Below are 13,902 nucleotides of genomic sequence, written 5' to 3'. Positions count from 1 at the left end.
AGATTAATTAAAGAATAATTAACGAACCTGGGTGTGTCAAGGGTCACTTCGAGGCCAGTGTGAAAGCATGGTGAGCATGGCAAGACCACGGAATCAGACAGCCCGCCGGGATCAACTCGTAGCAGCAGCAGGACGAGTCCTGCTGGACAGAGGGTCATCAGCGGCCCGCCTTTCCGACATTGCCAACGAAGCGGGCGTCACCCCGGCTGCGGTGCTGTACTACTACCGGGACGTCGACGAGCTCTTCAGCGAGGTCTTCCATCAAGGAGTTACGGAGTACTGTGACCGCCGGGAGGCCCGCATCAAAGCCGAAAGAGACCCTGAAGCGCAACTGAGGGCCTGCATCCACTCGGGCGTACCTTGGCCCGGGGAAAGCGAAACCGCTTCCCGGATCCTCGTGGAACTCATCCCAGTTTATCTGCGCAACGAGGCAGCCGCTCGGCAGCAGATGGCGTTCGTGGAGCGTCAAACGAACCTTTACAAAGGGATCCTGGAACGAGGCGCGCAGGAGGATGCCTTCACCCTCTCAGCGCCAGCCGGATTCTTGGCCCGGAGCTTCGTAGCCCTCGAGGACGGCCTCGTTATGGATGTACTCCTCGGCGACCTGACGCCGGAAGACGAGTACGAATTCCTGATCAGCTACGCGACGAACATGGTCAAAGCCAAGACCGGCAACAACTTGCAGCTCAGCTGACTCCCCGAGCAACAGCGGACACACGCAAGTTGACGGGCGCCACTCATCGGGCGCGCACCCCGGTGCGTCGGTATGCTCCGGCGATGCAGTCCTCGAAGGTCGTTGACCCCAAAGGATGTCGCGGTATCCGGACCGACGTGGGCCCAGATCCGCGAATCGCTGGGGATCACAAAACAGGCCGCCCACGGCTTCTACCGCCGGAAGATCGAAGAACAGGAGAAGTACCTGCCGAGCTTCACGACGCGGCAGCTGCGCGTGCGGTCCTGAAAGAAGTCCAGGAAGACTAGCCAGGCTCTCGCACCCAGCCTCCTGCGCGCGAAGAGTGCCTGGTTCGATCACTCCCCCAGTTCGCGATAGGTCCGGTATCGGCATTTTCCAGGGAGCGGAAGTAGCTTCGAGAGCTCCTGTCGATGGCCACTGCCCCTGGAGCCACGCCCCGCGAATCCCGTGAGCCCTTAGCAATCAGGGTTCGGGGGCCGGTCAACCACCAGGGCCGAGAGTTGAGGATTGCATCCCTTCTACATTCGAGCGGCGGGGTACAGCTCCGAGGTGAAACGTGAAAGGTTCTGCAGGCACTCCCTTATGGCAGGCGCGGCGAAATGCAGCGGATTCCAGACGCCGAAGAGAGTGAACACGAGGTCCTTTCCCCGATGAGTGATGGGCATGGCGTGCACCCCAAAACTCGGATCATCCGAGAGTACGCAGATGCCTTTGCCGGCGGCTGCCAAGGCTTGGCCGATCCGGGCGGAGCGTACTTCAAATCCGGTCGTGTAGGTCAGGCGCTCAGTGCTAACAGCATCGTCGAACATTGTGCGGACACCAAAATCGGCTGTCATGGTTATGAGAGGCCATTGGACGAGTTCCTGGAGGCTGATTTTCTCCCTCCCGGCAAGGGGGTGTTTGGCGTTGCACTGGGCCCAAAGGAACGCCCTGCCAACTACAACCGATTTGAGCTCGGATGGTGGTGGCTTTGTTCCCAGAGCTAAGTCAGCCTTACCCTCCTGCAGCGCATGGTAGACAAACTCGGGGGTCGCCTCGACAACATTGGTCAGGACTCCATCGGGCCCCTGCGAAACAATGAAAGGGGCGATGATGTCGGCGATGGTGGCAGAGGCTGCCGCTATCGTAAGCCGTTGCACCGAACCTCCGGCCATCGCCCGTGCGGATGATTTGGCCTGGGCGGCGCGGGTGACCAGGTCCTTGGCGATGGGCAGAAACGCAGTGCCCGCCGCGGTCAGCGACAATTTTGCTCCTGATCTATCGAAGAGGGTGAGTCCCAGGTCCTGCTCCAAGGAGCGAAGCTGCCGGGATAAGGATGGTTGGGCCACCCTCAAAGAGCGTGACGCAGCATTGATTGATCCTTCATCAACGATGCTCAGGAAATATGTCAGGTGCCTCAAGTCCACTATGCCTCCAAGGTATGAGTTTTACTCATCATAGGCATTTCCCAGGCATAGTCGCGCTTAGTTAGACTCGTCACACTTTCCTCCCTTCTTCAAGGAGTCTCTGTTGGCACTCTCATTTCCACACCCGGCTCGGACTGTGCTTGTCACGGCCACAGCCGCCGTCGTTGCCCTTAGCGCGGCGGGATGCAGTCCTGCCGCACCCAAAGCTTCTTCCGGCCCCGACGTTTTCTCTGTGGCCGCATCTGCAGCCATTACTACGTGGGATCCGGTTCGTTCGTTTTCCACCGAAGCCCTCTACATGGGCAACATATACGAACCCCTGCTTTGGAAGAACCCTGCAGGTTCCGCAGAAGCGTATTCCCCGGCAATAGCCGAGTCCTGGAGCGCCAGTGCCGACGGAAAATCCTGGACATTCAAGATCCGCTCCGGAGCCACCTTCCACGACGGCGAGCCGATCAATGCCGCGGCGGTCAAAGCCAGCATCGACGCTGCCAGGGACCATGCAGCCGCATCCTTCATCTGGGCACCGGTGGAGAGCGTTACCGCCCCGGACGACTCCACTGTCACGCTGCAGCTGAAGTACGCTGCGCCGATGGACCTCGTCGCCTCCTCGACCTACGGCGCCTGGATCGTTGCCCCGAAGGCCCTGGCCGCATCCGCCAAGAATGACAAGTACTTCGAGGCCGGAATCGACGCGGGCTCCGGCCCCTACACCATCGACTCCTACAAGCCCGGCTCTAAGGTCGTGCTGAAGAAGTACGACGGCTACTGGAACAAAAAGGCTGCATCGCACGTCGACTTTGTCGACATCTCTATCACCCCGGATGCAGTCACGGCCCAGCAGATGCTGACCGCAGGTGAGGTGGACTACGCGACCAACATTCCCTTGGAAAACGTCAAGACCCTGGCCAGCGATCCGAAGTTCACGGTGAAAGACTTCAACTCACCGTTCAACTTCCTGGCCATGTTTAACACGAGCCGCGCACCACTCAACGACCCGGAGGTCCGCCGCGCGCTCAGCTACGCGATTCCGTACAAAGAGATCATTGACATCGGCGGGCAGGGCTACGGCACGCAGTCCCACGGCCCTGCTCCCAGCGGCATCTTCCCCTACAGCCAGGACGTCCCGCAGTACTCCCAGGACTTGGAAAAGGCCAAGCAACTATTGGCCTCAGCTGGTCATGCCGACGGCATGAACCTCAAACTCACCTACGCCTCCGAGAATCCCGCGGAAGCACGGTTCGTGCCGCTGATCAAGGACGCCTTCGCCAAAATCGGTGTGAAGCTGGACGTGAAAGCCGAACTTTTCAACCAGCAATGGGACAGCGCAAAGGCTGATCCTCAGAGCGCCCAGGACATCTTTGTACTTAACTACTGGCCGACTTACAGCGACGCCGGCAGCGACAATCTCACGACGCTGTTCCATTCCAGCGAAAAGCCATCCTTCAACCTGAGCTATTGGAAGTCCCCGGAGTACGACAATTTGGTTGACAAGGCGGCAACCTTGACGGGAACGGACAGGGACGCAGCCCAGGGCATTTATAAGGAAGCCATGGACCTCCTCTATAGGGAAGCACCTGCCGCATTCCTCTACGATGCGCGCACAGTCTCAGTCGTTCCGGCCGGGTTGGAAGTTCCCCCCTACAACGAAAATTACCCGTTCACGGCCTTCTTCGCCCCCATCAAACGCGCCGCCTAAACGATTCGACGCAGGCAGGGGCCCGGGCTGCACCAACAAAGCCCGGGCCCTTGCCCTGCCCGCCCATCCCGCCACACCAATCAAGAAAAGGAGAACCATGTTGCGTTTCGTCGCCCGGCGGCTCATCACCTCGGTGCTGGTTCTCGCCGTGCTTACCGCGATCGTCTTCATCCTTGCCCGCATCGTTCCCAGCGACCCGGCCGTCATCTACGCCGGCCCGAAGGCGCCCCCAGCCGAGCTGGACAGGGTCCGGGAGCACCTCGGCTTTAACCGTCCGATCCTCGAACAGTACTTCGACTACGTCGCAAAGCTGATCACCGGGGACTGGGGCCAGTCTCTGGCCACAAAACGCCCCGTGTTGGATGAGCTGTTCACCCGCCTCCCAGCCACATTGGAACTCATCGGGTTTGCCATGGTTCTTGCTGTTTCGGCAGGGGTCATCTTGGGCGTTGTTGCCTCCCGCCGTCCCGGCGGATTCATCGACGGAGCAATCCGTTTCCTCTCCATCGGAGGGATTTCCGTGCCCGCCTTCTGGCTCGGACTGCTCCTTCAACTGTTGTTCGTTGGGGGGCTGGGCATACTTCCGGCCACTGGGCAATTCAGCAACTCCATCAAATACTCCAACCCCATCTCTCACGTGACCGGGCTTCCCCTGTTAGACAGCATGATCACCGGCAACGGCGTGGCCTTCACCGATGGGTTGCAGCACGTGATACTGCCGGCCCTCACCTTGGCCGCATATCCCCTCGGACTCGTTGCACGAATGACCAGGGCCGCCATGCTCGATGTCATGAACCAGGATTACATCTTCACCGCCAGGGCCTACGGTCTGAGGGAGACCGCCATCCGTTGGCGCCTGGCCCTGAAAAATGCTCTACCACCAGTCCTGTCTATCGCCGGAATGGCTGCCGCCTACGCCCTGACCGGAACATTCTTCGTCGAAGCTGTCTTCAACTGGCCAGGAATTGGGCAGTTCGCTACATCTTCCATGCTTGCAGTGGACTACCCAGCCATCATAGCAATTACGCTCATGGGCGCCACAGCATACCTGCTGGCCAACCTTCTGGTGGACATCCTGCAATCCCGAATCGACCCCAGAGTGAGCATGTCATGAGCCCCACGACCCAAATCTCCGCCCCGACCCGTTCCGGGCCGGCCGGAGAACAGGCCACCCTCAAACCGATCAAACTACTTAAACAGACCCTGGGCCGTGACCGTTTGGCCGCTGTTGGCGCGATGATCATAGTCCTTGTCGTAATCCTTGCTGTTTTTGGGCAATGGCTGGCACCTTTCCCTGATCAGGGCATGGGGGCGACCAATGCCTCCGACCGAAACCTCGCTCCCAACGCCTTGAACTGGCTCGGCACCGATCAACTCGGTCGTGACGTCCTCAGCCGCATCATCATGGGCGCGAACCCGGCGCTGACCATCTCTGCCGTCGTTGTCGCGGCCGCGGCCCTCATCGGCATTCCCCTCGGCGCTGTCGCCGGATATCGCGGTGGCTGGCTCGACGAAGCCTTGATGCGTGTGACCGAGATCTTCCAGGCCTTCCCGCCTCTGCTCCTGGCCATGGTGACCGTTGCGATCCTTGGGCCCAGCCTCACCAACGCCGGCATCGCCTTGGCCATCAGCTGGTGGCCCTGGTATGCGCGCCTTGTACGAGCGGAAGCAAAATCCCTTCGGGAACGCTCCTATGTCGAAGCAGCCCGCGCCATGGGCATTCCGCAACTGCTCATCATCAGCCGCCATGTACTTCGCAACTGCATGACGCCCATCCTCGTCCAAGCCACCGTCGACATCGGCACTGTGATCCTGGCCGCCGGGTCCCTGGCATTCATCGGCCTTGGAACGCAACCGCCCCTGCCAGACTGGGGCCTGATGGTCGCCGAAGGGCGCGGGCTCATATTCAGTTCCTGGTGGATAGCCACCTTTCCGGGGCTGGCCATCTTTCTGGCCGTCCTGGGATTCAACCTCCTCGGAGATTCGCTGCGCGACCTCCTTGACCCCAGGCAGGTAAAGCGATGACACATGTACTTAGCATCCGCGACCTCAACGTCGAATTCACCGACCGGGGAAAGCTTACCAACCGCCCCGTCCGCGGGATAGACCTCGATGTTTCCGCCGGTGAAATCCTCGGCCTGGTGGGGGAAACGGGGTGCGGCAAGTCCCTGACAGGACTCGCAGCCTTGGGGATCCTTCCACGCGGTGCACGGCGCACGGGGCAAGTGACCATCGGCAACGATCCCTTACAGGCCTCGTCAGAACCAGGTGGCTCGGCGGCCATCGTATTCCAGAACCCCGGGACTGCCTTCAACCCCGTCTTCACGCTTGGCCGCCAACTCAGCGATGTCCTGGCCCGGCACCGGCATATCTCGAGGGCCGAAGGCAAAGCTGAAATCATACGTCACCTAAGCCTGGTCGGCCTTCCGGACCCTGAACGGGTCTACCGCAGCTATCCGCACCAATTGTCCGGCGGGATGCTGCAGCGGGCCATGATTGCCATGGCTCTGCTACGCCAGCCCCGGCTGTTGATCCTGGATGAGCCCACAACGGCTCTTGACGTTACTGTTGCCCGGCAAATTTTGGTCCTCATTGACGAACTCCGACACAAGTTCGGGTTCGGTGTGCTGCTCATCAGCCACAACCTTGGCATCATCCGCGATGTCTGTGACCGCGTGGCGGTCCTTTACGCAGGCAGGGTGATCGAAACCGGACCTGTGGAAGCGGTCATGAACAATCCACGCCACCCATATACCCGCGGCCTCTTGGGCGCCCTCCCAGCAGGGCGAACCCACGGCCAGCGACTGAACGCTATTTCTGGAACAGTGCCGGGAAACCTCCTATCCCTCACCGGGTGCGCCTTCAGAAGCCGTTGCTCACATGCAGTCACCGACTGCTCGCTCACCGACCCGCTGCTCACCGAGACCGGGCCACACCAGGCAGTCGCCTGCCTCCAGGAAGGCGAACTATGACCAACGTTCTCACGCTCGAAAACATCGTCAAAACGTTCCCGCACCACAGACGAGTCTTCACCGCAGTCGACGACGTCTCCCTCAGCATCAAGGAAGGTACGGTCTACGGCCTTGTCGGAGAGTCCGGCTCCGGCAAAAGTACCCTCGCCCGCTGCGCCATGCAGCTGATGCGCCCAACATCCGGGCGAGCTGTCTTTGAAGGACATGACCTCGGCAAACTCGGACCCAAGGCACTGCGGACCATCCGTTCCCGGATGGGAATAGTACTTCAGAATCCAGTGGCATCATTGAATCCACGAATGACTATCGGCGCTTCAGTGGCAGAGCCCCTCCGGACCCACACTGCCCTGACAGGGCAGGCCCTCCAAGCAAGAATAAACAATCTGCTGGACGAGGTCGGGCTGGGAGCCGGGCACGCCCATCGGCTCCCGCACCAGCTCTCCGGAGGACAGTGCCAACGCGTCGGCATCGCACGCGCCCTGGCCACCTCTCCCCGTCTCCTGATCCTGGACGAACCCACCAGCGCCCTTGATGTTTCCGTCCAAGCCCAGATTCTGAACCTGCTCCAGGACCTGCAGCAACAAAAAGGGCTCACATATCTGCTCATCTCCCACGACCTGGACGTCGTCCGCTATCTCAGCGATGAGGTGGCTGTCATGAAGACCGGAAAGATCGTAGAAAGCGGACCAGCCGAACGGATCTTCACAGATCCACAGCACGACTACACCCGCAGACTCCTCGAGGCAGCCCCAGGGCGCGGCCGGCCCGAATTGGCAGACTCCCACGCCCTCCCCACCCTCACCACGCAAGGCAGCGACTAGACATGCTAGAGACAACAGCAAATGGTTCCCTTCTGACCAGCCCCGGCAAGATCGACCGCTATGCCGGCCAGGACTTCAATGAGCACGTCACCCTGGACAACTGGCAGGAAAGCCCATTCAATCGCTGGGGCTTCGCTCACATCAGCGAACTCATCACTACCGCAACGATCCGTCGAGGCAGAGCATCCGAGCCCTCTACTGGAAGTGAGTCAGCCACACCGGAACACGCGGAGAGGTGGCACAGCGTTGAGGAGTTCCTGGAATCCACGCACACAGATGCCATCGTCGTACTTCAACACGGGAAACTGGTCCTGGAACGCTATTTTGGCTCTTTCCAGCCGCACGACCGGCACGTCCTGATGTCTGTTTCCAAATCCGTCTGCGCGCTTACCATGGGTATTTTGGTGGGCCGGGGACTCATAGACACGCAACAGCCTGTCCACCACTACGTCCCGCCGCTGAAGGGAAGCGCCTACGGGAACGCGACGGTCCGCCAAGTACTCGACATGACCGCCGCAGTCCGGTACAGCGAGAACTACCTGGACGCGGCCGCTGAAGTCCAGCAGCAGGATAGGATCGCCGGCTGGCGCCCCAAGCTCGAAACAGACCCAGAGGACACTTACGAATTCCTCACGCTCCTCCAAGCTGTCGGAGAACACGGCCGATCATTTCAGTACTGCTCAGCCGGTACAGACGTGCTGGCATGGATCATCGAGAACGTCACCGGCAAGCGATACGCCGAAGTCGTCTCCGACGAACTGTGGTCCCAGCTTGGGACACTCGATGATGCACTCATCACCACTGATTCCGGTGGTTTCGCATTTGCGAACGGAGGAATCGCCTGTACCGCACGAGACTTGGCCAAGATCGGACAGCTCATGCTGGACGAGGGGAAAGCCAGCGGGCAAACGGTCGTCCCATCATGGTGGATCAACGACACGATGCGCGGCGGAGACCCGCAACTGGCCAGAGGAACCGGCTACCAGAAAGTCCACCCCAACGGCTCCTACCGGAACCAGTGGTGGGTCCCCGGAGATAGCCGAGGCACGGTCTACGCTGCAGGCATCCACGGCCAATTCATTTGGATTGACCCCGTCAGCGACACGGTAATAGCGAAGTTTTCCTCTTGCCCGCAGCCGGTTGCACTCGAACTCAGCCGGGCACACGCCGCGGGCTTCAGGCAATTGATCAGCATCCTGGAATACACGAGCTGATTGAGGCGACCCCTCGGAGCGCAGGTCCTCAGCAATCCCCACTAAATAAAGGTCAAAGGATAAAAATCGCCTCCACGGGTAATCCGAAGCAGACCGCCGAAGCAGACCGCCGCCCGGCGGCCGTGCACCCAATTGCCGGCCTTCCGCTGCCCATCACAGAGCCAAACCGACTGCTGCAAATCCCGGTTTCCCACTCTGTTCGTTGCCTGCCCCTGTACTTCAGGGTTCGATTCCTTCTCCTGACAACGAACCACAACGGCTCAGACGCCACCTGACACTCCTAGCGGTCCTCCCCCTTTCCCCGACACATGGGCCCTTATCGGCACCGTGTAACAAAGGAGTGGTCATTCTCACCGGACGTGGCCTCGGGTTCCAGCGAAACCTGGGCAGCAGGTAGACGAACCCAAAGTGGTACGCGTCTTTGTCCTCGAGGACGGGCGCAACGCAGACAACTTCGGCGGCCTGGTGGCGGCCATTCCTCCCGAACACCTGACACTGGCCGCCCAGGCACTGGAAATTACCCGCAGCGGTACAAACACGGCCTCTTCCTGACGGTGAGCAGGGACCAGCCTGCCCACTCCAAACACAGTCGACAGTGCGCGCGTACTCGTAGCAGTCAACTGCGGCCATCGCATCTAAGGAATCAAAACCTGTACCCCGGAAGAGCACCAAACGATAGGGAATGCTTGGAAAGCGGAGGCGAAGACATCTGGCACGCACGAAATGTGCCTACGAGAGGATTCAAAGTGCTATCGCAATCAACTTCCAACGCCCGCCTAGCGGGCAAAGTCGCGTTGGTCACAGGCGCTACTTCCGGTATCGGGGAAACAATCGCCCGCAGACTGGTAGCCGAAGGAGCCCAGGTGCTGGCAACCGGGCGGTCAATCGAGCGAGGGCGACGACTTGAAGCGGCACTCGGTTCCCATCTGCACTTCTATTCCACGGACATCAAAGACGAAGAATCAGGCAATGCCCTCACCTCCGCAGCAGTTTCACGCTTTGGTCGACTCGACGTGCTGGTCAACAACGCCGCGGTCGATCATACGGGAGACCTTCTGTTAGTTCCCGACAAGGAGATCCGAGAAGTCTTCGAAGTCAACACTTTCGCTGCCATCCGCCTTCTGCAAGCGGCCGCCCGAACCATGCAGGACACTGGCGGATCGATCATCAACATCACTTCACGTTTGGCCTCAATCGGAGTGCCCACCATGGGGATTTACAGCGCCAGCAAGGGAGCAATGCTGGCGCTGACGAAGGCTGCAGCCGTGGACCTAGCCCCCTACAACATCCGAGTAAACGCCGTTGCCCCAGGCATGACAAAGACACCGCTATACGACGAGTGGCTGGAAACGCATGCAGATCCAGCAGCGGCCGAAGCAAGGGTTGTTGACCAAATCCCCCTTAAACGGCTTGCACTTCCAAGCGACGTGGCCGGAGCCGTGGCATATCTGGCCTCGGATGAAGCCTCTTACATCACCGGCACCTCGTTGCCCATAGACGGCGGATACACAGCTCAATAGCCGCCACAAGAAAAGAGGATGACATGTCAACGCCTTCAGTCTCCGCCATTAACATTCCCTGGGCCGACGGCACTAGCCACGTGGACCAATCCAGAGGGCGGCTTCTTCCTATGGGTCACCTTCAACAACGCGATTGACACTTCAAAACTGTTCGAGGTTGCAGTTGCCCAAGGCGTAGCCTTCATCCCGGGTCGCGCCTTCTCGGTTTCCGGAAGTTTCGGCAATGCACTTCGACTTTGCTGCGCATCGCAAACCCCAGAAAGGATTGAGGTAGGGCACGCGCGCCTGGCAACGGTTCTCAAAGAACTCTGACGTTCCAGAGCAACGTGCTGGCGGACCGTATGAGGAACCATGCCGCCAGCAGCGCCGTCGTGGGCACGGACGCCGGAGCTGCGAGGTGACGGGGCCAAACTGGTGAAAAATGAGGACGAGCCCGCCGGCATTGGAACTCCAAGGCAGCCGAAGAGATTTCCCCAAGCCTGTTCGCTCCAATAACCACGTCAACCCACGGTCAGGGACAGCTGAACAATCGTGATGTCAGAAAGGAACACAATGAGGGCCCTTGCCAGGAAGGGAGCATTGCGCAGTGGCGCAAGCTATTTCTCCACGACCCACTGGGCGGCGCAGCACTATCGTGCCCAGGAATACAGCGTGGCCCTCTTGGGCGTGATGTACCCGTGTGCGGTCCAACACTGCCACGACGGCCCAGAACATTTGGAGCCCACGCTGCCACCCGAGATCCCCATCCGTCGACGGAGCACCGACCTCATCTTTTACTACCCCATCCATACCGATGTAGGCCGGATTTCTCAGCCAACCGGCGAACAAACACCGGTACCAGCACGCCACGAAAAGCCCGCCGGCGCGAAGCACGCAAGCCGTAGGGCTTCCATCGACGCCGTAGTCCGCGACCTGGCGGTGCTTCTCCTCCGGAAACGACCACAGTAAAACCGCCGCTGCATTTCCATGATCTAAGCGTGAGAAGGCTGCTCACCACGATTGATTCCCTTCGCCCACCGAGGACCAGGCCTTTTAGGAGTCCGATATCACCGATTACTCATGCCGCACATATGCAGCACGCCCTGTCAGGGTTAGCTACACCCCAGACTGACGTCAGGCGGCCAACCAAATATTGTCAGATTAGGGTCCAGCGGGCGTTTTCTGCACCCCACCGGTTACCGGTCTTGGATCTCAATCTGACAGAAGGAGGCGGAAACGCAGCGCCGGCGCAGCTGGATATCGCTGCCATCAACCACGAATTGGCACTGCTCTTCCCGTCCGTTGCTGTCAACGGACCGGATCCCGGCAGCCAGCAGTGCTCCAAGAACTGATGCATCGGCTGCCTCCGGGCATTCGCCGCGAGTTCCGCTCCTACCTGGCCGGGGCAGGCCTTGACGGGCCGCACTAGTGGACAGGGACGTCGCCGAGGCGATGACCGCCCCTTACCGCTGGCTCGCCCGCCGCATCGGCCCCGAGGCCTAGCCCTCACCGCTGCGAGGATGGGGGCCGCCGGCCGAGGTCCATGAGGCAATGACCGAACTCGACCGGGTCCGGGACTGGATCGTCAAAGGCAACCGCGAGGACCAGACCGTGCCCGGGCTCCTGCTGCGTGAAGGCGCCCAGCAGCTCGGCCTGATCCGCAAGATCAAAGGCAGGCTCGTCCGCGGCGAAGAGGCTGGGTGATGACCCGCGCAGTTGTGGCTGTTCCTCGCCCGAGCCATTGGCCGGACCTGCTTGGGCACCTCAGGCCGCACCTCAAGCTGTCCTCGCCGCCCGGAACTTGGACGGAAGCGCCCGTGCACTGCCCCGGAGTCCTTAATGGCCGTGCGCGCCGCGGTCGTCCCTCCGCACGGTTGCGCCCTGTTCAGGTTGATCTGTTGTTATCCAGGTCACATTGCGTCTATCGTTGTCGAGGGCCACAGCGCGGTGGCCCGTTTTAGAGCGGAGAAGTGTGTGAACGAGAAGCTGCGGGTGCTGGTCCGTGTGGACCTCGATGGCGCCAAGGCCCACGTCAAGGTCCAGGGCCACGTGACGGTTCAGAACCTCAATGGCCTCTACGGCGTGGTCCAGCGCGCCAGCTCGCTCGCCTCAGGACTGTCGCTGGAACTCGATGTGACGCGCGCACAGACTGACTCCGACGCCATGGGAGAGCTTCGTGCGTGCGCAAAGTCGCATCACCTGCCGGTGCACGTCGACCCTCGCCAGCACGACTACCAGATCAGCCTCCTGACGCAGAACACCGCGGTGTCCGCGGCCCTGTCGCCAGTCCTGGCAGCCTGACCTGCAGCACTGGCTACTGGGGCTGGCCGTGCCCTTGGCTCACAGCCTGGCCTGCGTGCCTGAATCTGATGTCAGCGCAGGGCGCGCGGAGCATGGGTGCGAGAGAGCGCGTTGAACTTGAAGCATCGCTCCTTTGCGCGACCGGATAGCTTGCGGCATGTCTTATCCCGCGCACTCGATGCAGTACGGGTGGCCGTCCCGTTCTCGCGCGAGCTGGGACCGGTGCCGGACCAGGAAGCAGGAGTAGCAGGTGAACTCGTCCTTGGCTTGGGGAATGACCTGGACGATGAGTTCCTCGGCAACGAACTCCCCGCCGGGGGTCATGGCCTCATCCAGTGCGTCGGTCTCGTCCAGTTCGCGGATGACGCTGCGGGCATCTGGTGCGCTGGCGGACTGCAGCGCTTCCAGGGACCTGTCCTGGGATTCCTTGACGTCGGAACGTACTTCGTCGTAATCAGTAGCCACTGAGGTGTTTCTCTTTCTGGTGTTCTTCTCTGACGGAACTGCAACATACACCATCGCCCGGGTATTCCCTTTGCCGGGAGACTGGCCGACCGGGTCCGGGCGCCCGGCGGAACGCCGGTTGGCGGAGAGGATGCCGATGGCTTCGCTGCGCCGGTCACGTTGGAGTCCATCGCCGATCAGGCCGGCGTAGAAGTTGGGTTTGACGGTGTTACGGGCAGCAGCGCAAGACCGGGGTGCCCCGGCATTGAGCTTGCCGGTCGCAGGCTCGATGGCGCAGTGGCCGGCCATCTGCACTCCGGGTGGCCCTGCCTGACCGCATGGCGGTAGGGGTGGCAGCGCGGGGTCCAGTCGGGGGGATCGATGTGCGTGGGTGCACCGGTGCATCCGGACCGGCAGTGCCCGCCGGTGTTGGGCGGAGAGTCTTGACTTACTCTCCCTCCGGCGAGACCCTGCAGGGATCCGGCAAGTTCCATCGACGAAGGACACCGCCATGCCCGCGGCAAACCACGAAAACGTCGGCGAGGACCTCTCACAGGTCGCTGAACTCGCTGCGCAGCTCCGGGTGGATTCCATCCGGTCCAGCACGTCCGCCGGATCCGGCCATCCGACGTCGAGCATGTCGGCCGCAGACTTGCTGGCTGTCCTGGTCAGCCGTCATCTGCGCTACGACTGGGACAACCCGGATCTGGACACGAACGATCACCTGATCTTCTCCAAAGGCCATGCCTCTCCCCTGCTGTATTCGGTCTTCAAGGCCGTCGGCGTCGTCTCCGATGATGAGCTCATGACCGGCTACCGCCGGTTCGGCCAGCGCCTGCAGGGACATCCGAC

General features: G+C 60.9%; 15 protein-coding genes and 1 pseudogene. 14 read left to right on the top strand and 2 right to left on the bottom strand.

Annotated features, from left to right (window positions below; translation table 11 throughout):
* Window positions 1-76 precede the first annotated feature (76 nt).
* On the top strand, window positions 77-694 hold the full coding sequence (locus AC1DGD_RS20520; RefSeq protein ID WP_476858050.1) for a TetR/AcrR family transcriptional regulator: 618 nt from the start codon (window positions 77-79) through the stop codon (window positions 692-694).
* Between the two features lie 102 nt (window positions 695-796).
* Window positions 797-961, top strand: coding sequence for a hypothetical protein (locus tag AC1DGD_RS20515; RefSeq protein WP_476858049.1), 165 nt, complete (start codon window positions 797-799; stop codon window positions 959-961).
* Window positions 962-1,212: 251 nt separating this feature from the next.
* Here the strand turns inward: AC1DGD_RS20515 and AC1DGD_RS20510 are convergent, their stop codons facing one another.
* Window positions 1,213-2,100 (bottom strand): LysR family transcriptional regulator, encoded by an 888-nt coding sequence (locus tag AC1DGD_RS20510; RefSeq protein ID WP_476858048.1) that lies wholly within the window; start codon window positions 2,098-2,100, stop codon window positions 1,213-1,215.
* Window positions 2,101-2,332: 232 nt separating this feature from the next.
* Here AC1DGD_RS20510 and AC1DGD_RS20505 point away from each other — a divergent pair, with 232 nt between their 5' ends.
* From AC1DGD_RS20505 to AC1DGD_RS20455, 11 genes are all read left to right on the top strand, one after another.
* A complete protein-coding gene (locus AC1DGD_RS20505; RefSeq protein WP_476858047.1) occupies window positions 2,333-3,799 on the top strand; it encodes an ABC transporter substrate-binding protein in 1,467 nt (488 codons plus the stop codon).
* 97 nt (window positions 3,800-3,896) lie between these two features.
* Window positions 3,897-4,913, top strand: a complete 1,017-nt coding sequence (locus tag AC1DGD_RS20500; protein WP_476858046.1) for an ABC transporter permease — start codon at window positions 3,897-3,899, stop codon at window positions 4,911-4,913.
* Window positions 4,910-5,824, top strand: coding sequence for an ABC transporter permease (locus AC1DGD_RS20495; RefSeq protein ID WP_476858045.1), 915 nt, complete (start codon window positions 4,910-4,912; stop codon window positions 5,822-5,824). The genes AC1DGD_RS20500 and AC1DGD_RS20495 overlap by 4 nt, the downstream gene beginning before the upstream one ends.
* The gene (locus AC1DGD_RS20490) at window positions 5,821-6,771 is read left to right on the top strand and encodes an ABC transporter ATP-binding protein (protein ID WP_476858044.1); all 951 of its coding nucleotides are present in this window, start codon (window positions 5,821-5,823) and stop codon (window positions 6,769-6,771) included. Before AC1DGD_RS20495 ends, AC1DGD_RS20490 begins: the two co-directional genes overlap by 4 nt.
* A complete protein-coding gene (locus AC1DGD_RS20485) occupies window positions 6,768-7,592 on the top strand; it encodes an ABC transporter ATP-binding protein (protein ID WP_476858043.1) in 825 nt (274 codons plus the stop codon). The genes AC1DGD_RS20490 and AC1DGD_RS20485 overlap by 4 nt, the downstream gene beginning before the upstream one ends.
* A 2-nt stretch (window positions 7,593-7,594) precedes the next feature.
* Window positions 7,595-8,806, top strand: a complete 1,212-nt coding sequence (locus tag AC1DGD_RS20480) for a serine hydrolase domain-containing protein (RefSeq protein WP_476858042.1) — start codon at window positions 7,595-7,597, stop codon at window positions 8,804-8,806.
* Window positions 8,807-9,214: 408 nt separating this feature from the next.
* On the top strand, window positions 9,215-9,358 hold the full coding sequence (locus tag AC1DGD_RS20475; RefSeq protein WP_230008577.1) for a hypothetical protein: 144 nt from the start codon (window positions 9,215-9,217) through the stop codon (window positions 9,356-9,358).
* Between the two features lie 2 nt (window positions 9,359-9,360).
* The gene (locus AC1DGD_RS20470; RefSeq protein ID WP_308288904.1) at window positions 9,361-10,326 is read left to right on the top strand and encodes an SDR family NAD(P)-dependent oxidoreductase; all 966 of its coding nucleotides are present in this window, start codon (window positions 9,361-9,363) and stop codon (window positions 10,324-10,326) included.
* Between the two features lie 18 nt (window positions 10,327-10,344).
* Window positions 10,345-10,638 (top strand): aminotransferase class I/II-fold pyridoxal phosphate-dependent enzyme, encoded by a 294-nt coding sequence (locus AC1DGD_RS20465; protein ID WP_308288903.1) that lies wholly within the window; start codon window positions 10,345-10,347, stop codon window positions 10,636-10,638.
* 1,218 nt (window positions 10,639-11,856) lie between these two features.
* Window positions 11,857-12,009 carry a hypothetical protein gene (locus AC1DGD_RS20460; protein WP_230008575.1) on the top strand — a complete coding sequence of 51 codons (153 nt, stop codon included), beginning with the start codon at window positions 11,857-11,859 and terminating at the stop codon, window positions 12,007-12,009.
* Between the two features lie 270 nt (window positions 12,010-12,279).
* Complete coding sequence (locus tag AC1DGD_RS20455) at window positions 12,280-12,606, top strand: hypothetical protein (RefSeq protein WP_230008574.1); 327 nt, start codon at window positions 12,280-12,282, stop codon at window positions 12,604-12,606.
* A 162-nt stretch (window positions 12,607-12,768) separates the two neighbouring features.
* Here the strand turns inward: AC1DGD_RS20455 and AC1DGD_RS20450 are convergent, their stop codons facing one another.
* Window positions 12,769-13,071 (bottom strand): DUF4193 domain-containing protein, encoded by a 303-nt coding sequence (locus tag AC1DGD_RS20450; protein ID WP_476858068.1) that lies wholly within the window; start codon window positions 13,069-13,071, stop codon window positions 12,769-12,771.
* Between the two features lie 490 nt (window positions 13,072-13,561).
* Between AC1DGD_RS20450 and AC1DGD_RS20445 the strand changes: the two are divergent.
* Window positions 13,562-13,902: pseudogene (locus AC1DGD_RS20445) on the top strand (transketolase); the annotation flags it as partial.

Source organism: Arthrobacter sp. 05T45, from assembly GCF_056395875.1.
The sequence above is the reverse complement of the archived record's forward strand: the minus strand, read 5'-3'. Positions and strand labels throughout refer to the sequence as shown.

Excerpts from the sequence above, each read along its gene's own strand:
- AC1DGD_RS20520 (WP_476858050.1), top strand. The coding sequence starts at position 77 with ATGGCAAGACCACGGAATCAGACAGCCCGCCGGGATCAACTCGTAGCA.
- AC1DGD_RS20500 (WP_476858046.1), top strand. The coding sequence starts at position 3,897 with ATGTTGCGTTTCGTCGCCCGGCGGCTCATCACCTCGGTGCTGGTTCTC.
- AC1DGD_RS20495 (WP_476858045.1), top strand. The coding sequence starts at position 4,910 with ATGAGCCCCACGACCCAAATCTCCGCCCCGACCCGTTCCGGGCCGGCC.
- AC1DGD_RS20490 (WP_476858044.1), top strand. The coding sequence starts at position 5,821 with ATGACACATGTACTTAGCATCCGCGACCTCAACGTCGAATTCACCGAC.
- AC1DGD_RS20485 (WP_476858043.1), top strand. The coding sequence starts at position 6,768 with ATGACCAACGTTCTCACGCTCGAAAACATCGTCAAAACGTTCCCGCAC.
- AC1DGD_RS20480 (WP_476858042.1), top strand. The coding sequence starts at position 7,595 with ATGCTAGAGACAACAGCAAATGGTTCCCTTCTGACCAGCCCCGGCAAG.
- AC1DGD_RS20465 (WP_308288903.1), top strand. The coding sequence starts at position 10,345 with ATGACATGTCAACGCCTTCAGTCTCCGCCATTAACATTCCCTGGGCCG.
- AC1DGD_RS20460 (WP_230008575.1), top strand. The coding sequence starts at position 11,857 with ATGACCGAACTCGACCGGGTCCGGGACTGGATCGTCAAAGGCAACCGC.